The sequence below is a fragment of the Parasphingorhabdus sp. genome (assembly GCF_039982395.1).
Taxonomy (GTDB): domain Bacteria; phylum Pseudomonadota; class Alphaproteobacteria; order Sphingomonadales; family Sphingomonadaceae; genus Parasphingorhabdus.
This window is the reverse complement of sequence record NZ_JBDWYO010000006.1, coordinates 22,047-39,722: the sequence shown is the minus strand read 5'-3', so window position 1 is coordinate 39,722 and position 17,676 is coordinate 22,047. Positions and strand designations below refer to the sequence as shown.

The following is a 17,676-nucleotide window of genomic DNA, read 5'->3' as shown; positions in this document are numbered from 1 at the left end:
CGGTTAAATAATCCGTTCGCGCTCTTCGATCTCAAAGACTTCCAGCATATCGCCCGGTTTGATGTCGTTCGTATCCTCGAGAACCGCACCACATTCCATGCCGGCGCGAACTTCTTCCACATCGTCTTTGAAACGGCGCAGCGACGCGATAGTCGTTGCGCTGACAATGACATCGTCGCGGGTAAGACGGGCGAACAATCCTTTGCGCAGCGCACCTTCGGTGACCAAAAGACCAGCAGCTTTGTCTTTCTTGCCAGACTTGAACACATCCTTGACTTCCGCGCGACCCATCACGTTCTCGATCTTCTCCGGACCCAGTTCGCCGGCCATTTCGGCACGGATCTCGTCAGTCAAAGCATAGATGATGTCGAAATATTTAAACCGGACACTATCCCGTTTGGCAATCTCGCGGGCCTTGGCGTTGGGACGTACATTGAAACCGATAATCGGTGCTTTGCTTGCTCCTGCCAGGGTAACATCGGATTCCGTGATCGCGCCAACACCGCTGTGCAAGATACGCACTTTGATATCGTCATTCGAAATCTTGTTCAACGCTTGCACAATCGCTTCGGTTGAACCCTGAACGTCAGCCTTGACCAGCACAGGGAATTCCACTGCGCTGTCTGCGGCGGCAGAGAACATATTCTCGAGGCTTGTCGGCGCTTGCGTGGTACGCTTCAGCTTCTGCTGTTCTGCACGATAAGCGGCAACTTCACGGGCACGGGATTCATTCTCGACCACGGTCAACTTATCTCCGGCAGATGGAACGCCAGAGATACCAAGCACTTCAACCGGCATCGATGGTCCTGCTTCCTTAACCTGCTTGCCTTTTTCGTCGATCATCGCCCGAACTTTACCAGTCTGCGAGCCAACAACAAAGACGTCGCCGCGTTTCAGCGTACCGCGTTCGATCAAAACGGTTGCAACGGGTCCACGACCGATATCAAGCTTCGCTTCGACAACAGCACCTTCGGCTGGACGATCAGGACGAGCCTTGAGTTCAAGCAATTCGGACTGAACGTGGATTTTCTCCATCAGCTCATCAAGGCCGAGCTTCTTAAGCGCTGAAACTTCAGCATCGAGAACGTCACCGGACATTTCTTCCACAATCACTTCATGTTCAAGAAGACGTGTACGAACGGTCGTCGGGTCTGCACCCTCTTTGTCGATCTTGTTGATAGCAACGATCATCGGCACGCCAGCAGCCTTGGTATGCTTAATCGCTTCAATGGTCTGCGGCATAAGCCCGTCGTCGGCAGCCACGACCAATATCACGATATCCGTAACATTCGCGCCGCGCATCCGCATTTCGGTGAAGGCTTCATGACCTGGCGTATCGAGGAACGTAACCTTGTCGCCATTTTTCATCGTCACCTGATAGGCGCCAATATGCTGGGTAATACCGCCAGCTTCTCCGGCAACCACATCGGTTCCGCGCAGAGCATCGAGCAAGGACGTCTTGCCGTGATCGACATGGCCCATGATGGTAACAACCGGTGGGCGTGGTTTCAGCGTTTCTTCAGGATCGACATCAGCCTGGGTGTCAATTTCGACATCGGCTTCGGAAACACGCTGGATAGTGTGACCGAATTCTTCGACCAGCAATTCTGCGGTATCCTGATCGATCGTCTGATTGACGGTAACCATGGAACCCATGTTGAATAGGGATTTGACGAGGTCAGCCCCTTTCTCGCCCATACGTTTGGCCAGTTCCTGAACGGTAATGGCTTCCGGCACAATCACGTCACGGAACTGCTTTTCACGCGGCTCGCTTGGGCGACCAGACCTTTGGGCCCGTTTTTCTTTTTCACGCGCACGTTTCAGCGCCGCAAGCGAACGAGCCCGCGCTGCGCCGTCTTCGCCGCGCAGCGCACGGTTGACCGTGAGCTTACCTGATTGGCGACGATCGTTGCGGTCGTCACGTCCAGTTTTCTGCTTCTCTTTTTCCGGTTTCGGTCGTTTTGGCGCTTCCACAGGCGTAAATTTACGAGCGGGTGGACGCGCAGCGGTGGTGGCCGCTGGAGTTGCAGGGCTAGTAGCCTCTGCAGCTGCCGTTGAATCAGTGGCCGGAGCTTCAGCAGCAGCGGCTTCCGCAGCGGCGATTTCTTCTTGTGCCTTGCGAGCCTGCTCTTCTTCAGCCTTGCGGTTTTCCTCTGCCCGCTTCTTCTCTTCTGCCGTCTGGCTTTTCTTTTCTTCAGCGTCGCGTTTCCGCGCTTCCTGCATCGCATCCAGGCGAGATTCTTCTGCCTCTCGCAGCAGTTTCGCCTGCATCTCTTGGCGAGTCAGGCCATTATCTGCCTTTGGCGCAGCGGGCTGTTTCTTCTCGACAGGCTTGGGAGCCGGCGCCGGCGCCGGGGTCGGAGCGGCCACAGGAACTTCCTGGACGATTTCCTTCGCCGCTTCCTGTGCGCCAGGCTTACCGACCAGCTTTTTGCGTTTGACCTCGACCACGACTTTGTTGGTTCGTCCATGGCTGAACGTCTGCTTGACTTCGCCAGGCTCGACCGAACGCTTTAACCCCAAGGGTTTGCGTGCAGGTTTTGGCGTATCTTTTGTATCTTCACTCATCGAACAGACTTAATCCCTAAAAATAAACATTTTCAATATATTACTTAGTTTTCCTAAACCAAACTACGCAACTTTCTTTTCCGCATCATCCTGCAAATCGTCAGGATCAATAAAGCGAAGCCATCTTGTCAACATTTGCGAGACACGGCTCGCAGCCCGCTTATCAATTATCCCGATATGAACAACATTCTGGCGGCCCAATGCCACAGAAAGCCCCTGGCGGTCCACCGGCAAAGTTATACCGTGTAAATCTTGCCCTTCACGGTCGCTGCCGACACGCCAAGCCTGACTAAGCTTTGATGATCCATCTTTCCCGGCATCGGACGCATGAAGGAGCATGGAAAGCTCGTCGCGCCTTGCTGCAGTTTCGATCTTCTCAGATCCAGTGAGCAACGTTCCGCCGCGGGCTTCTAGTCCCAAGCGATCCAATGTGCCACGCTCTAGTGCCTTTTCAAGACGGTCAGCCAGATCTTCGGGAATATCAAGCGGGCCCGTTTTAAAGGCGCGCGACAAAGCAGCTTTCAACTGGCCTTTAACGAGCGCGATATCCAGAGCAACACGATTGACGCCAATCCAGGCTCCACGGCCCGGCGCTTTTGCTCGGACATCTGGCGCAATTTGCCCGTCCGGCCCAATAGCCAGCCGCACCAATTCTTCCTGGGAAAGGCTTTCCCCGGTTAAAATGCATTTACGGTGTGGCGTGCGATCTAGAGGTTTAGACCGCGTTTCATTGGGGAGATTCCGCATTTGCGTCCTCCCCGGTTTCTTCGGTCGCGGCAGGCGCGGGCTCGTCTTCATCCTCGAACCAATGCGCACGCGCTGCCATGATGATCTCGTTGCCCTGCTCTTCGGTCAGACTATATTTCGCCAACACGCCGTCCGGTTCCGGTTTGCGGTTGTCATTGCGACGGCGCGGTTCCGATTTCCGTTTCAGAACAAGCTCGTCAGTAGCAAGATCAGCGACATCATCGAGTGTCTTCAGACCAGCTTCACCAAGCGTCACCAGCATTGCTTCCGTCAAATGCGGCAATTCAGCGATTGCATCTTCGACACCCAATTCGGTGCGCTTGTCTTTCGCAGCCGCTTCACGCCGATCCAGCGCCTCAAGGGCACGGTTCTGGAGCTCGGCCGCCAATTCGTCGTCAAAGCCTTCTATGTTCGAAATTTCTTCCGGTGCGACATAAGCGACTTCTTCCAGCTCGCTAAAGCCTTCGGCTACCAGCAACTGCGACAATGTTTCGTCGACATCCAGATCTTCCTGGAACATCTCAGTACGCGCTGCAAATTCAGCCTGACGCTTCTCACTCGAGTCGGCTTCGGTCATGATATCGATCGCAAGAGCGGTCAATTGGGACGCCAAGCGCACATTCTGACCACGACGGCCAATGGCAAGGCTGAGCTGATCATCAGGAACGACAACTTCAATTCGGCCTTCTTCCTCGTCGATCACCACGCGGCTCACGGTTGCAGGCTGCAAAGCGTTCACAACAAAGGTTGCGATGTCTTCTGACCATGGAATAATATCGATTTTTTCGCCCTGCATCTCCTGCACGACGGCCTGAACACGGCTACCCTTCATGCCGACGCAAGCGCCGACGGGGTCGATCGAACTGTCATGGCTGATCACACCAATCTTGGCGCGCGATCCAGGATCACGGGCTGCGGCCTTGATTTCAATGATGCCATCATAAATTTCAGGCACTTCCTGAGCGAACAACAGCCGCATGAAGTCAGGGTGCGCGCGAGACAGGAAAATCTGTGGCCCGCGGTTTTCACGGCGAACGTCAAGAATAAGGGAACGGACGCGATCACCAACCCGAGCGGCTTCGCGCGGAATTTGCTGGTCACGGCGGATCACGCCTTCAGCGCGCCCCAAATCAACAACCACATGGCCAAATTCAACCGATTTGACGACACCGGTGATAATTTCTCCGCCACGCTCCTTAAATTCTTCATATTGCCGGTCGCGTTCAGCATCGCGAACCTTCTGGAAGATCACTTGTTTGGCAGATTGGGCATCAATGCGGCCCAGATCGACGGCTGGCAGCGGATCCACGATAAAATCACCGACTTTGGAGCCCGGTTCCAGCTTCTCGGCCTGCTTGACATCAACCTGCTTGAAATAGTCCTCGACTTCTTCGACCACTTCAACAACCCGCCACAAGCGCAGGTCGCCGGTTTTGACGTCGAGTTTCGCGCGAATGTCATTTTCGGCACCATAGCGAGCGCGCGCAGCCTTCTGGATTGCTTCTTCCAGAGCTTCGATCACAATCGCCTTGTCGATCATTTTTTCCGTCGCAACGGCTGTCGCAATAGCGAGCAATTCGGCTTTGTTTGCTGAAATAGCACTGCCCATGATTAGTCTTCCTGTTCTTCTAAAGTCTGTTCTTCAATTTCGTCCGCACCCGCAGCTGAGACCGGAACGGTGGCAGCAATCAGGGCATCGGTCAGAATCAATTTTGCGCTATGGACGTTTGCCAAGGGCGTCTCCTGACTTCCCGTCTCGCGATCGTCAATCTTTATTATGTCACCTTCGATGCCTTCAAGCAGGCCACGAAGCTGTTTTTTACCAGCGACGGCATCGATCAAATTGATCCGCGCTTCATATCCCGACCAATTATTGTAATCAAAAGCTCGGGTAAGCGGCCGATCAATGCCGGGCGAACTGACCTCAAGACGATAGGCATGATCGATAGGATCGCGCCCTTCCTCTTCCAAAACGTCAAACTTGGCCGAAATGCGTCGGGACAAAGCAGCGCAATCATCAATATCCAATTGCCCGGTTTCCGGACGTTCGGCCATGATCTGAAGCGTTGGCTCTTCTGCACCGGCAACAAACTCCACGCGCACAAGTGCAAAGCCCAAAGCATCTGCTTCCGGCTTAATCAAGTTTGTCAGGGCGCCTATATCGGTCAATCAAAGTCCTTCAATCTACACAATGAGAATTTGCTACCGGCCCCGTCTGGCGCCAGCCCCTCAAAATCTCACAATGTTGGGATGACTGCTATCTAGCGACAGATTCTCGAGATTGCAACGGCTGAATCAAACGGCGACAAGGTTGTAGGCGAGCATCATCAGATAAATTGCAAGCAATATCGCACCTTCCCAACGCGTGATCTTTCTTCCGGTTGCTGCGAACAAGAGCAACAACAGCGCAGTAGCGATCAAGACCGGCAATCCGAAATTGGTAATCTCTCCAGGTATTGTGCCCGGCGCGATGACCGCGGTAACACCGCCAATCAACAGCAGGTTGAAAATATTTGAGCCCAGTACATTGCCCAAAGCCACCGCGCTCGCGCCTTTATAAGCAGCAATCACGGACGTGACGAGTTCCGGCAATGAGGTTCCAATCGCGATGACAGTCAATCCGATAACAGCCTCGCTCATGCCCACCAAACGTGCCAAATCTACCGCACCTTCGACCAACCAACGGCCGCCCATCACGATCAGGATAATTCCGAAAACCAGCACGAGAATTGCGCGCCAGAGCGGTTGCACATCGTGCAAATGCGTATCGGAAACCTCAAGGGACTCTGCTTTCTCATGTAACGCGCTTGCCCCGACAGGCTGTGTTCTCTCCGCCCAATAGGCATAGCCCAAATAACAGACCAAAAGTGTTAGAAACGCGACACCAATGGCGACCGTAATGCCCGTCGTGCTGGCAACCAGCCAAAGAACGACTGTCACAATCAAAGCCAATCCGCCATCGCGCCACAATGGGCCTCTCGGCACAACCATAGGCAGGATCAAAGAAGCCGTTCCAAGAATGAGCAAGCTATTTGCAAGGTTTGAACCGACAATATTACCCCAGGCGATGCCAGGCGAACCGGTTCGCGCCGCTTCTACGCTGGCCACCAGTTCAGGCGCAGACGTACCGAAGCCAACAATCGTGAGACCAATTAAAAGCTGCGACATGCCAGCGCGTTCTGCAACCCGCACCGCGCCACGGACAAGCAATTCGCCGCCGACAATCAAGACGACAAACCCTAGGGTGAGTATCAGCAACGCGCCTATCATGTAGTGTTATCAGCGATTGCGTTTGCCCAGCAACCGCAGCCGCAGTGCATTGAGTTTGATGAAGCCTTCAGCATCCTTCTGATCATATGCACCTTGATCATCTTCAAAGGTCACAACATCTTCACTATAAAGATTGAAATCTACATCTGCTTTGCGCCCCACGACACTGACTGATCCTTTGTAGAGTTTCAATCTAACCGTTCCTGCAACACGCTCTTGGCTCTTGTCGATTGCCGCCTGAAGCATCTCCCGCTCCGGCGCAAACCAGAAACCGTTGTAAACAAGCTCCGAGTAGCGGGGTGCCAGTTCGTCTTTCATATGCATCGCGCCACTGTCCAGCGTCAGCTGTTCAATCCCTCGATGCGCCGCATGATATATGGTGCCGCCCGGTGTTTCGTACATGCCCCTGGACTTCATCCCCACAAAGCGGTTTTCGACGAGATCAAGTCGACCAATGCCATGCTCGCGGCCGTAATCATTCAGTTTTTCTAGCAATGTGGCAGGCGACATGCCTTCTCCATTGATAGCCACACCATCACCACGCTCAAAGTCGATGGTGATATATTCGGGCTTATCCGGAGCATCCTCTGGATTATTGGTCCGCGAATAAACATAATCAGGAACTTCTTCCCAAGGGTCTTCAAGCACTTTGCCTTCAGACGACGTATGCAACATGTTTGCGTCACAAGAAAAAGGCGATTCTCCGCGCTTGTCCTTGGGAATCGGTATCTGATGCTTTTCCGCGAATTCGATCAACCGGGTTCTGCTCGAGAGATCCCATTCCCGCCACGGCGCAATTACTTTTACGTCGGGATCGAGACCATAATAGCCCAGCTCAAAGCGAATTTGGTCATTGCCCTTACCGGTCGCACCGTGCGCCACGGCGTCCGCTCCGGTCAGTTTGGCGATCTCGATTTGACGCTTAGAAATCAACGGTCGCGCAATGGAGGTGCCGAGAAGATACAGCCCTTCATATAACGCATTGGCACGCATCATCGGAAAAACAAAATCCTTCACAAATTCTTCGCGCAGATCGTCGATGAAGATATGCTCTGGCTTTACGCCAAGCTTTTCTGCGACGTTTCGAGCAGGACCCAGCTCTTCGCCCTGCCCCAGATCAGCAGTGAAAGTAACGACTTCACACTGATATTCCTGCTGCAGCCACTTCAGGATCACACTGGTATCAAGTCCGCCTGAGAAGGCCAAGACCACACGTTTTACAGAATCGCTCATTTTACCGTCTTTCCATGAATCAAGCGCCGCGCCTAACAGGGTCCAAATTCCGGTGCAATATGATATAGGGCAATAAGGAGGATCCGATGACAAAAGCAAATTTGAAAACCAAACCAACCGATGCCGATGTATTGGCATTTATCGAAACCGCCGAACCCGAAGTTCGGAGAGAAGAATCCTTCAAACTTATCGAGCTATTCCGCAAAGTCACCGGAGAAGAACCGAAAATGTGGGGTCCGAGCATCATCGGATTTGGCAGTTATGACTATAAATATGAGAGCGGGCGTGAGGGCACATCACCCCGATCCGCTTTTTCGCCGCGCAAGGCCAAGCATAGTCTCTATCTGATGGGTGCCTATTGCACGCCCGAGGCACGAGCGGAACAAGATCGCCTTTTTGGATTGCTGGGTAAGCATAAAGTTGGAAAATCTTGTTTATATATCAATCGGCTGGAGCAGGTGGATATGAACATTTTGGAAGAGTTGATCCGCAACAATTGGGAATTGATGAACGAACGCTATCCCCAATAATGGCTGAGCGTCGCACAACTAGGCCAATAAATTTTTCTCTGTCTCACCAATATAATCCCGCGTGATCGGCAGCGTGTTCCGGTTTCGGCTAAACTGGATCTGATAATTGCACATGCCGCCATTTTCAAAAGCTGCAGTCGCTCCTGCGAGATAGAATATCCACATTCGGTAAAACCGTTCGTCATAGAGCGCGACAATCTTGTCTCTATTTTTGACGGTTCGTTTGTACCATTCCCGCAGAGTGAAGGCGTAATGGAGACGCAAATTCTCAATGTCTGTCGCGATCAACCGATAGGGCTCACTAGCTGCGAGCGTCTCACTCAACGCTGGAATATAGCCACCGGGAAAGATATATTTACGGGTAAACGCATCGGTCGCGCCAGGACCACCCATCCGCCCGATCGTGTGCAAAAGCATCACGCCCGTGTCGGTCATCAAATTGGCACAGCTACGAAAAAATGTCCGGAACTGCGGCGTTCCCACATGTTCGAACATACCAACAGAAACGATCCGGTCAAACGTCCCGGACTCGCGTGCCGCCAGTTCTCGATAGTCAATGAGCTCGAAACGCACCTTGTCCGCCACGCCGGCCTTCTCAGCCCGCTCCTGCGCCGTTTTGAGCTGTTCTTCACTTAGCGTGATACCAAGCACGTCAACGTCGAACTTCTGATGAAGATAGAGAGACATTCCGCCCCAGCCGCAGCCAATATCCAGCACCCGTTGTCCAGGCTTTAGTTGTATTTTTGCGGCGATATGCGCCTTTTTATCAAACTGGGCGTGTTCCAGAGTCATATCAGGTCCGTGCCGGTCAAAATCCCAATAAGCGCAGCTATATTGAAGATCCTCGTCGAGAAACAAGTCATATAGCCCATTGCCGACATCATAGTGATGCGCGACGTTACTTTTCGATCGACCGAGAAAGTTTATTCGATCGAAATTGCCGGCGATCAGATCGCGAACCTTCTTGAAAGCGCTGGCATCTTTGAGCTTTCCTCCGCGTTCAAAGGGCCGGTTCGCGCGCAAAAGCTCCACCAGCTTCATAATATCACCTTGCTCGACGATCAAACGCCCATCCATGAACGCTTCAGCAGCGCCCAATCGCGGATCCAGCATAATCTGCCGGATCACGGCATTGTCAGCCAGCCGAACGCCAATATCAGGATAACCCACAGCAGAGGTACCAAAGGATTCTGTCGAACCATCGGGATGAGTGACTTTGATCGAGCCCTTTTCGATCACCTTGTCCAGAAATTGACCCAATATTGACATTCAATCACTCCCGATAAAACTCAACAAGTTCACGTCATTCAGATGCCAGCATACCATTCATAGTTGGCGACATCCTGCCAATACCCCCCTTTGCCCTCGCCAATCCCCGCTAGTGAGGCGACGGCTTCAATACCGGTTACATATTTGGCATGTTTATAGCCCAATTGCCGCTCAACCCTAAGTCGCAGCGGCGCTCCATTTTCGATTGGCAAGGATTCACCGTTCAGCCGATGCGCCAAAATCGTCTGGGGATGAAAACCATCCAGCAAATCGATACTCTCATAATAGGGTCTTCCACCCAGCCTATCGGCGCAGTGGAAAACCAGAAACTGCGCGCTGCCTTGCAACTGGGCCAGATCAAGTAGAATTTTCAGAGGCACCCCGGTCCATTGTCCAATCGCGCTCCAACCTTCGACACAATCGTGACGGGTTATCTGAGTCCGCTGCGGCATGGATAGCAATGCTGCCATACTAAATTGTTGCGGTTTTTTGAACAATCCGGTCAACCGGAGTTGCCAGTCCGCAAAACCCTGCGCTGCGCTAGATGCATAATCAGCGGTGCCAGGATCGCGGGTGCCATTGGCTCTGAAATTAGGTGAACGATCCGCCAATGTATATTCACTCGCCAACGCCATCCGATCCCCCAAAGCCCTCTGGACCGCAAAATTGGCAGTTTCGGCGCTCGCTAGAACATCCTGAAAGGTTGAGCTCCTATTCAGAGCATCACAACCGGACAACAGCCCTCCAGCGCCGATGGCCGCGCTGGTTATCAATTTGCGCCGGGTGATGATCGTCATGCAGGCGGTTCCTTCCGTTTACCGCCGAAGATCATCGCGGTCATTTGCCGAACAGGGCCGGAAACTAGAACCATTGCGATATGTACGAAGAAAAACAGTACCAGTAAGAAAGCGGCAATGAAGTGGAGCGAGCGCGCCGATTGACGGCCACCAAAAATATCGGTCAGCAAGGGCCAGTTTGCGTCCATCGCCGGAGACATTGCGAGGCCGCTGAAAATCATCGAAGGCAACAGGACGAAAATCACCCCGACGTAGCTCAATTTCTGGATGATATTATAGCCCTGTTCGCCTGTCTGCCTGATATTGCTCAGCTTCAGGTGGCTTTTGATGGAATTCCAAATCGCCGAGGGTCGCCACTCCTGCAAACCAATGCGCAAGTCCTGCTGGACATGACGGTTCCAAAGCGAACGGAGTATGAAAAGGCCAAGTCCAACACTGAATATCCAGGCGAAAAAGAAGTGCCAGCGCCGGCCATCCGCCAAACTATATGAGGAAGGAATGGTCGCCCATCCTGGAAACGCCCATTTTTGCGTCCTTCCTTGATCATCCTGCCAGTTCCCCAAAACGCCTGTCGTCTCAATGCGCAAATCGCCGAACCGCAAATATCCCATAGTGTCCGAGGAACCGACTGCCATCCAAGCATAGTCGCCGTTCGCACCATATTCGCCCCAATAGAGACGGGGATGGGCGTTGAAAATTGTAAGACCGCTCATCAAAAGGGTGATCAAACACAATGCGTTGATCCAATGCCAAATTCGGGTTGTCAGGCGGTGGCGAGGCTGGGCTGGAATGATAGTTTCCTCGGGCATGTTTGCACTCTAACCTATGGTTCGGCATTGCCAAGCCCATCGTTACAACTATCATTCCACAAATATGAAGGCATCAATTGAGGAAGCAAAAGCATGAACATCAAGAAGCGTGTGATCCAAGTCGATCCAGATCCACTTGCTCCTTATGCGATATCGCCGGGTTGGCAGGTCGGCGACCTGCTATTTCTTTCTGGCCAGGCAGCGATTGACGAACAAGGACAAATCGTTGGTGCTGGAGACTTTGACGCGCAATTGGCGCAGTTATTCGACAATATCGATCGCGTTTTGGCAGCCGGTGGCAGCAGTCGCAAGCAGATCGTCAAGGTAACGATCTACCTCACCGACATGGGCAATTTTCCAGAGGTTGTTGAGGCTCGAAAACGTTATTTCACAGAGCCCTATCCTGCAGATACAATTGTTGAAGTCAAAGCCTTGGCCTTGCCCGAATTGATGGTTGAAATTGACGTAATCGCGACGGTTTAACCGAGCGCAGCCTGCTTCTCTTCCGCTAGCCTGTCTAGCTCAGCCCGACTTTTCTTTTCACTGGCTGACTTCAATTGTCCGCATGCTGCCATGATATCCCGGCCTCTGGGAGTCCGGACGGGCGCGCTGATTCCAGCATCAAAGATGATCTTGGAAAATGATTTGATCCGCGCAGGTTCGGAACATTCATAGTCTGAACCAGGCCAGGGATTGAAAGGGATTAGATTGACCTTGGCGGGCAAATCATAATTGCGCAGCAGATTGACCAATTCACGGGCATCCTGATCGCTGTCATTCTTGTCCTTCAGCATCACATATTCAAAGGTAATCCGACGGGCATTGTTCGCTCCCGGATAGTCCGCGCAGGCCTGCAGTAGCTCCTCGATCGAATATTTGCGATTGAGCGGCACAATTTCGTCTCTCGTTTCTTTGTTCACCGCGTGCAGAGAAATAGCCAGATTGACGTTAATTTCCGCCCCTGCCCGGGCAATCATCGGCACCACACCGCTGGTCGACAACGTGATCCGGCGGCGGGAGAGCGCTAAGCCATCGCCATCCATTACGATCTTCATCGCATCACGAACATTGTCGAAATTATACAAAGGTTCACCCATGCCCATCAGCACAATATTCGTCAGTACACGGCCGTCTGATTTATAGGCCTGGTTATAGACTTTTGTATTTTCAGCATCTTCGTCGTCGGCAAAGTCCATCACGCCTTTTGGCCATTCGCCCAAAGCATCGCGAGCAAGCATCACCTGACCAACAATTTCTCCGGGCGTCAGGTTGCGCACCAGCCGCATTGTGCCGGTGTGGCAGAAACGGCAATTGAGCGTGCATCCGACTTGGCTTGAAATACACAAGGTCCCGCGATCCTCATCGGGAATGAATACCATTTCATAATCCTGGCTATCCGCCGACCTCAATAGCCATTTACGGGTGCCATCCTCCGAAAGATGCGCCTCGACAACCTCAGGGCGGCCGATAACAAATCGCTCCGCCAACCAGGGGCGCAGTGTCTTACTCATATCGGTCATCAAAGAAAAATCATCGATGCCACGATGGTAAATCCAGTGGAACAGTTGCTTGGAGCGCAGTTTTCCTTGCTTTTCTTCCAGTCCGGCGGAGATCAGAACGTCGCGGATTTCAGAAACGCTCAACCCAATAAGGTCTATCCGACCATCGGGACGCGGAGTAACCTTTGCGGGCAAAGGAACGGGATCAATATGGCCGGGAATCTGCATGAAGCGGCGTATAGGGCCTGTCTGCAGGAAAATCTACCGCAACCGCGAACATCCCAAGGAGGCCGCATCAATGGCAGTCGCAGCGCCGCGCAATCGATAAGCGTCCACTATCGGACTCCCATCCCGTCCAACACTTTCCACCGTCATGCTGGTGGCCGAGCGGATCGCTGCGATGATGGCAGCATCCATCCGCTTGTCCTGCGACCAGCCATCGGATCGATTGGCGGTCAGTTGAAAACGGCGGCCGGCAATGCTGACGATCACCCGGCTGTTGGTGGACCTATCCCGGCTCATACGGACATGAAATTGCCGCCTGATCTTGCGTTTCGGCCAGAAACCGATGCTAGCAAAGGACTTGCGTTCTGCCTTGCCGGTAATTTCTTCAGACTCTGCAATCGCATAGCAGCGAGGAATTTCCGGATCGCGAAACGCGCCCCAGCTATTGAATATGCCAAGCGAATCCTTTGCGACCGCCGGGGTTGAGATCACAGATATGAGGAGTCCCAATATAACTGACTGCTTTTTCAAGCCTTCTCCCCTTCCCCTCCACCAAGGTGAATGACATCTTCCAGACCATCACAAATCTGCACTATCGAACCCTGCGGCAAACCTTCTGCGATCGGAACACCAAATCGCGGATGCGGATCCGCCCCGACCAATAAGCCACGCAACACCCGGCTGGTCATCCCATGGCTGATCAGCACAGCATCCCGCGTAAAATTCTGTTCTGCGAGCCAATCTTCCAGTCTTTTGGCAATATCACGATAGTCTTCGCCACCGGGAGCAACCGTGACAAATAGTCTTTCTTCTTCATCTATGACCAGCTTGCCTCCCAGGTCACGATAATAGACGCCACCCCACTCGCCCATGTCTATTTCCTGCAATCGCGCATCGCTGATGGCCTGATGCCAGTCCGCTCCGACATGTTCGGAGATTACCGACAAAGTTTGCAGTGCACGATCTGTATCAGATGCAATGAGGTCCAATTCGCTTTCATCCAATCCCCGTTGCCCCAGATGCAAAGCCAGGGCTCGTCCCATCCCATCGGCCTGCGCAAATCCGGTGCGGGTAAGCGGCGTATGGGCATGTTCGCCCTGTATTCGACCAGCAAGATTGAAAATCGTCTCGCCATGTCGCGCGATATAGAGGCGTTTTCCATTGGTGCTGATACCACTCATACTTACTCTATCCCATTCAAAAATGGCGAAAACCATCTGTTGCAACTGCGGCTTTACCGACCTTCCTGTTTTTTTCCACAGTTTTTCACGGCATTATCGGACGTATGACCGCGATCAGGCTTGCCCTACGGCACTTTATTGTTAATGAAGCGGTGAACTATCCGTGAACCGGTGCGGAGTCATCGACACAACTATTTTCACGGTTGATTGGGAACAAGAAGGACGGTTTATGAAAGCGACCATTGAACGCGCTGCATTGCTAAAGAGTCTGGGCCATGTCCAGTCCGTGGTTGAGCGGCGCAACACAATCCCCATTCTGTCCAACGTCTTGATCGAGGCGAGCGCAGATGGCAGTATCAAATTGATGGCCACTGACCTTGACCTTCAGGTGGTAGAGACCGTCGAAGCACAAGTGGAAACCGCTGGTTCAACAACCGTTTCCGCCCACACGCTCTTTGATATTGCCCGCAAGCTGCCCGATGGATCCCAGGTCCAGTTGGACGCCGCCGATGGTAAGATGAAAGTCAATGCAGGTCGCGCACGGTTCAATCTGCAGACGCTGCCCCGCGATGATTTCCCGGTCATTGCAGAAGGTGAGCTGCCGACCAGCTTCGAATTGCCAGCGACATCACTAATCCAGATCATCGACAAGACGCGCTTTGCAATTTCGACCGAAGAGACGCGTTACTATCTTAACGGCATTTTCTTGCACGTGCAGGATGAAGACAAGCCAGTGTTAAAAGCTGCTGCGACAGACGGACACCGCCTGGCTCGCGTGACCCTGCCCCGTCCATCCGGTGCAGAAGGCATGCCCGACGTGATTGTCCCGCGCAAATGCGTCAATGAACTCCGCAAGTTGCTGGATGAAAACAATGAATCATCTGTGCAAATTGACCTATCAGCAAGCAAGATCCGCTTCACACTCGGCACCGCTATCCTGACGAGTAAGCTGATCGATGGTACCTTCCCCGACTATACGCGGGTTATTCCGACCGGTAATGACAAACTGCTCAAGATCGATCCGAAGAGCTTCGCTCAGGGTGTCGACCGTGTATCGACGATCGCGACCGAAAAAACCCGCGCTGTAAAAATGGCGCTCGGCGATGACAAAATCACTTTGTCGGTCACCTCCCCTGAAAATGGCAAGGCCGAAGAAGAAGTGCCGGGCTCTTACAAGGAAGACACGTTTGAGATCGGTTTCAACTCGAAATATCTCATGGATATCCTGAGCGAAATTGAAAGTGACACCGTTGAATTACATTTGGCCGATGCCAGTGCGCCGACCCTCATTCGCGAGAATGACAAGTCGCCAGCGCTCTATGTGCTGATGCCAATGCGGGTATAAGTCTCAACGGAACCTATCGATGATAGAACCTAGAGCGACACATCATGTCCGTTGACCCTCTATGGAACATGCCTCTGTTTTTGATCCTCTTCGCAGCCATTTGGCTGGGCGTGACGCATCTCATCAGCCGAGCTGCGAAATGGCCTGCATTGGAAGAACGGTTTCCGGATCGCCCTGAAACCGAGACCGTTTCGATGCGCATGCAAAGTGGAATGATCAAGTCCCCTTCAGGCGCGCCTGTTACGATGTCTGGGTGCCTCAGATTGGAAATATGCCCAACCGGACTGCGGGTTTCAGTTTGGAGAATTTTCGCTCCATTTTCTTCACCTGTCTTTGTGCCTTGGTCACAAATGACACCGTCAAAATCCAAAACAGCTATGTTTGCGCGCGTCGATCTGGCTTTTGGGCGCCCCGAGATCACTACTCTTATTGTGTCAGAGAGAACCGCCCGTATCATCGAAGAAAACAGTCCACTGACATTGCCTTGATTTTGGTTAGAGGCGCAAAGCTTCAAATCAAAGATCGCAGTCAATTTTCTATCGAAATGTAACTTCTAGATGGTAGTATTTCCTGTCGCCCCGGAATATACGCGGCACAGAAATAATATGACTCGACGCTTCCCCTTCTTCCGGTTCGTTAGAACCTATCCGGCTATCCATGCTCTGGCATTGATTGCCTTATTGGTAAGTGCGCTTGCGCCCCAAGGCTTCATGCCCACCCAGACGACCAGTGGTTTTGCGATCAAGCTTTGTTCGGGCCATGCCGAGAGCAAGATAGCGATCTCGCCAGACAATCCAGATTTTGAATTGCTGGCGCTGATCTATGGCCAGCAGCATGAGAGTGACCCGCAGACCGAGTCTGAACCATCATCCGCTGCTTGCGCTTTTGCCGGCGGGGCTTCCGTTGGCCTGACTTCATCGGCGCCAGATTTCAAATTTCCTGTATTGGCTCCTGCGATGCACGAACCCGCAGAACTTCGGCGCTTTGCACTTCGCAATAGAATCAACATCCCCCCGGCGACCGGACCTCCTGCCGCCGTCTGAACCACATCTCTCATTTGCAGCGGATCCTAGCGGTCACTGCGTTCAGATATTTACAGGAAAATTCAATGAAAAACACTGCTTTTGCAGGCGCGATTGTCGCGGCCTGCGCTATGACGTTGCCCGCACATGCACATGATGTCCGGGCCGACGACCACGCACCGATTGGCGTGATGGCTGACCATGCGCACAAGAAAGGCGAAGTGATGCTCTCGGTCCGTCATATGCATATGGAAATGTCCGGCAATCAAATCGGGACCGACGGCATCTCAACAGAAGATGTTGTGACCTCCATTCCCAACCGGTTTTTCGGTGTACCAGGACAACCGCCGACATTGCGCATCGCTCCCACTTCCATGCGGGCCGATATGACGATGGTAGGCGCAATGTACGCACCCACCGATTGGGTCACGTTCGTCGCAATGGGAAGCTATGTTCAGAAGGAAATGGATCATCAAACCTTTGCTGGCGGGATGGGCACCAATATTCGCGGCGCATTTCGTTCCAGCCCCGAGGGCTTTGGCGATGTCACCCTTGGCGGAATTTTTCCACTGCTGGGCCATGCCGAACAAATGGCCGACCATGCCCAAGAGTTGAATGTGAGAGCATCTATCTCTTTGCCTACAGGGTCAACCAGCGAAACCGCCCAAATTCTAACGCCAATGGGCGGAATGCCGACAGTGCGCGCGCCCTATATGATGCAAATTGGTTCAGGAACATGGGACTTGAAGCCCGCAGCGACGTTTAAAGGTTGGGCGGGGAAGCTTGGCTACGGTGCACAATATGCCGGAACGATACGGCTAGGCTCCAATGACAGCGGTTATAGCTTTGGTGACATCCATGAAGTCACCGGCTGGATAAGCTATCGGGCTGCGCAATGGCTGAGCCTTTCCGGACGGGTAAAGGGCAAAACCACGGGTCAGGTCCAAGGCATTGATCCGATGATCATCGGCCCGGTTCAAACCGCCAATCCTGATTTTCAAGGTGGCGAGCGAATTGATCTGATCGCCGGTATCAACACGGTTGTAACCCACGGCGCACTGGCCGGACATCGCTTCGGTATCGAATTCGGTGCGCCCGTCTATCAAGACCTCAATGGCCCGCAGATGACAGGAGACTGGATGCTGACCCTTGGTTGGCAGAAAGCCTTCTAATATGTACCC

17 protein-coding genes are annotated in these 17,676 nt (G+C 52.9%); 5 read left to right on the top strand and 12 right to left on the bottom strand.

Annotated elements, in window-relative coordinates; translation table 11 throughout:
* Positions 1–3 precede the first annotated feature (3 nt).
* The 6 genes from infB to ABJV08_RS10290 all read right to left on the bottom strand — a co-directional run bounded on the left by infB (position 4) and on the right by ABJV08_RS10290 (position 7,818).
* Positions 4–2,568 (bottom strand): translation initiation factor IF-2, encoded by a 2,565-nt coding sequence (gene infB, locus ABJV08_RS10315; protein ID WP_348039404.1) that lies wholly within the window; start codon positions 2,566–2,568, stop codon positions 4–6.
* 63 nt (positions 2,569–2,631) lie between these two features.
* Positions 2,632–3,315, bottom strand: coding sequence for a DUF448 domain-containing protein (locus ABJV08_RS10310; RefSeq protein WP_348039403.1), 684 nt, complete (start codon positions 3,313–3,315; stop codon positions 2,632–2,634).
* Positions 3,296–4,924: a transcription termination factor NusA gene (nusA, locus tag ABJV08_RS10305; RefSeq protein ID WP_348039402.1), complete on the bottom strand. Its 1,629-nt coding sequence runs from the start codon at positions 4,922–4,924 to the stop codon at positions 3,296–3,298. Before nusA ends, ABJV08_RS10310 begins: the two co-directional genes overlap by 20 nt.
* 2 nt (positions 4,925–4,926) lie before the next feature.
* Positions 4,927–5,484: a ribosome maturation protein RimP gene (rimP, locus tag ABJV08_RS10300; protein ID WP_348039401.1), complete on the bottom strand. Its 558-nt coding sequence runs from the start codon at positions 5,482–5,484 to the stop codon at positions 4,927–4,929.
* A gap of 126 nt (positions 5,485–5,610) precedes the next feature.
* Complete coding sequence (locus ABJV08_RS10295) at positions 5,611–6,585, bottom strand: calcium/sodium antiporter (RefSeq protein WP_348039400.1); 975 nt, start codon at positions 6,583–6,585, stop codon at positions 5,611–5,613.
* 9 nt (positions 6,586–6,594) lie between these two features.
* Positions 6,595–7,818, bottom strand: coding sequence for an argininosuccinate synthase (locus ABJV08_RS10290; protein WP_348039399.1), 1,224 nt, complete (start codon positions 7,816–7,818; stop codon positions 6,595–6,597).
* A gap of 86 nt (positions 7,819–7,904) precedes the next feature.
* Between ABJV08_RS10290 and ABJV08_RS10285 the strand changes: the two genes are divergently transcribed.
* Positions 7,905–8,348 (top strand): DUF1801 domain-containing protein, encoded by a 444-nt coding sequence (locus ABJV08_RS10285; protein ID WP_348039398.1) that lies wholly within the window; start codon positions 7,905–7,907, stop codon positions 8,346–8,348.
* A gap of 18 nt (positions 8,349–8,366) precedes the next feature.
* On the opposite strand, the gene ABJV08_RS10280 is transcribed toward ABJV08_RS10285, so the two are convergent.
* From ABJV08_RS10280 to ABJV08_RS10270, 3 genes are read right to left on the bottom strand one after another with little or no spacing between them, the layout of a single operon-like run.
* Entirely contained in the window at positions 8,367–9,617 is a 1,251-nt protein-coding gene (locus tag ABJV08_RS10280) for a cyclopropane-fatty-acyl-phospholipid synthase family protein (RefSeq protein WP_348039397.1), read from the bottom strand.
* 38 nt (positions 9,618–9,655) lie between these two features.
* Positions 9,656–10,414, bottom strand: a complete 759-nt coding sequence (locus ABJV08_RS10275) for a molybdopterin-dependent oxidoreductase (protein WP_348039396.1) — start codon at positions 10,412–10,414, stop codon at positions 9,656–9,658.
* On the bottom strand, positions 10,411–11,223 hold the full coding sequence (locus ABJV08_RS10270) for a cytochrome b/b6 domain-containing protein (RefSeq protein WP_348039395.1): 813 nt from the start codon (positions 11,221–11,223) through the stop codon (positions 10,411–10,413). The genes ABJV08_RS10275 and ABJV08_RS10270 overlap by 4 nt, the downstream gene beginning before the upstream one ends.
* Before the next feature lie 93 nt (positions 11,224–11,316).
* Between ABJV08_RS10270 and ABJV08_RS10265 the strand changes: the two genes are divergently transcribed.
* Positions 11,317–11,706 (top strand): RidA family protein, encoded by a 390-nt coding sequence (locus ABJV08_RS10265; protein ID WP_348039394.1) that lies wholly within the window; start codon positions 11,317–11,319, stop codon positions 11,704–11,706.
* On the opposite strand, the gene rlmN is transcribed toward ABJV08_RS10265, so the two are convergent.
* Genes rlmN through ABJV08_RS10250 form a run of 3 tightly spaced genes read right to left on the bottom strand, consistent with a single transcriptional unit; the run spans position 11,703 to position 14,128 of the window.
* Positions 11,703–12,950, bottom strand: a complete 1,248-nt coding sequence (gene rlmN, locus ABJV08_RS10260) for a 23S rRNA (adenine(2503)-C(2))-methyltransferase RlmN (RefSeq protein ID WP_348039393.1) — start codon at positions 12,948–12,950, stop codon at positions 11,703–11,705. The two genes, ABJV08_RS10265 and rlmN, sit on opposite strands and share 4 nt — an antisense overlap.
* Positions 12,951–12,983: 33 nt before the next feature.
* Positions 12,984–13,478, bottom strand: a complete 495-nt coding sequence (locus tag ABJV08_RS10255; RefSeq protein WP_348039392.1) for a hypothetical protein — start codon at positions 13,476–13,478, stop codon at positions 12,984–12,986.
* Entirely contained in the window at positions 13,475–14,128 is a 654-nt protein-coding gene (locus ABJV08_RS10250) for a histidine phosphatase family protein (protein WP_348039391.1), read from the bottom strand. Before ABJV08_RS10250 ends, ABJV08_RS10255 begins: the two co-directional genes overlap by 4 nt.
* Positions 14,129–14,357: 229 nt before the next feature.
* Between ABJV08_RS10250 and dnaN the strand changes: the two genes are divergently transcribed.
* The 3 genes from dnaN (at position 14,358) to ABJV08_RS10235 (ending at position 17,667) form a co-directional block, all read left to right on the top strand.
* On the top strand, positions 14,358–15,473 hold the full coding sequence (dnaN, locus tag ABJV08_RS10245) for a DNA polymerase III subunit beta (protein WP_348039390.1): 1,116 nt from the start codon (positions 14,358–14,360) through the stop codon (positions 15,471–15,473).
* Positions 15,474–16,030: 557 nt separating this feature from the next.
* Positions 16,031–16,516 carry a hypothetical protein gene (locus tag ABJV08_RS10240; protein ID WP_348039388.1) on the top strand — a complete coding sequence of 162 codons (486 nt, stop codon included), beginning with the start codon at positions 16,031–16,033 and terminating at the stop codon, positions 16,514–16,516.
* A gap of 65 nt (positions 16,517–16,581) precedes the next feature.
* Complete coding sequence (locus tag ABJV08_RS10235) at positions 16,582–17,667, top strand: transporter (protein ID WP_348039387.1); 1,086 nt, start codon at positions 16,582–16,584, stop codon at positions 17,665–17,667.
* Positions 17,668–17,676 lie beyond the last annotated feature (9 nt).

Bases quoted from the DNA above. Each gene is read 5' to 3' on its own strand.
- ABJV08_RS10250 (WP_348039391.1), bottom strand. From the start codon at position 14,128: ATGAGTGGTATCAGCACCAATGGAAAACGCCTCTATATCGCGCGACAT.
- ABJV08_RS10275 (WP_348039396.1), bottom strand. From the start codon at position 10,414: ATGACGATCATCACCCGGCGCAAATTGATAACCAGCGCGGCCATCGGC.
- ABJV08_RS10310 (WP_348039403.1), bottom strand. From the start codon at position 3,315: ATGCGGAATCTCCCCAATGAAACGCGGTCTAAACCTCTAGATCGCACG.
- dnaN (WP_348039390.1), top strand. From the start codon at position 14,358: ATGAAAGCGACCATTGAACGCGCTGCATTGCTAAAGAGTCTGGGCCAT.
- rlmN (WP_348039393.1), bottom strand. From the start codon at position 12,950: ATGCAGATTCCCGGCCATATTGATCCCGTTCCTTTGCCCGCAAAGGTT.
- nusA (WP_348039402.1), bottom strand. From the start codon at position 4,924: ATGGGCAGTGCTATTTCAGCAAACAAAGCCGAATTGCTCGCTATTGCG.
- ABJV08_RS10235 (WP_348039387.1), top strand. From the start codon at position 16,582: ATGAAAAACACTGCTTTTGCAGGCGCGATTGTCGCGGCCTGCGCTATG.
- ABJV08_RS10290 (WP_348039399.1), bottom strand. From the start codon at position 7,818: ATGAGCGATTCTGTAAAACGTGTGGTCTTGGCCTTCTCAGGCGGACTT.
- ABJV08_RS10265 (WP_348039394.1), top strand. From the start codon at position 11,317: ATGAACATCAAGAAGCGTGTGATCCAAGTCGATCCAGATCCACTTGCT.
- ABJV08_RS10270 (WP_348039395.1), bottom strand. From the start codon at position 11,223: ATGCCCGAGGAAACTATCATTCCAGCCCAGCCTCGCCACCGCCTGACA.
- ABJV08_RS10280 (WP_348039397.1), bottom strand. From the start codon at position 9,617: ATGTCAATATTGGGTCAATTTCTGGACAAGGTGATCGAAAAGGGCTCG.
- ABJV08_RS10240 (WP_348039388.1), top strand. From the start codon at position 16,031: ATGGTAGTATTTCCTGTCGCCCCGGAATATACGCGGCACAGAAATAAT.
- ABJV08_RS10285 (WP_348039398.1), top strand. From the start codon at position 7,905: ATGACAAAAGCAAATTTGAAAACCAAACCAACCGATGCCGATGTATTG.
- infB (WP_348039404.1), bottom strand. From the start codon at position 2,568: ATGAGTGAAGATACAAAAGATACGCCAAAACCTGCACGCAAACCCTTG.
- ABJV08_RS10295 (WP_348039400.1), bottom strand. From the start codon at position 6,585: ATGATAGGCGCGTTGCTGATACTCACCCTAGGGTTTGTCGTCTTGATT.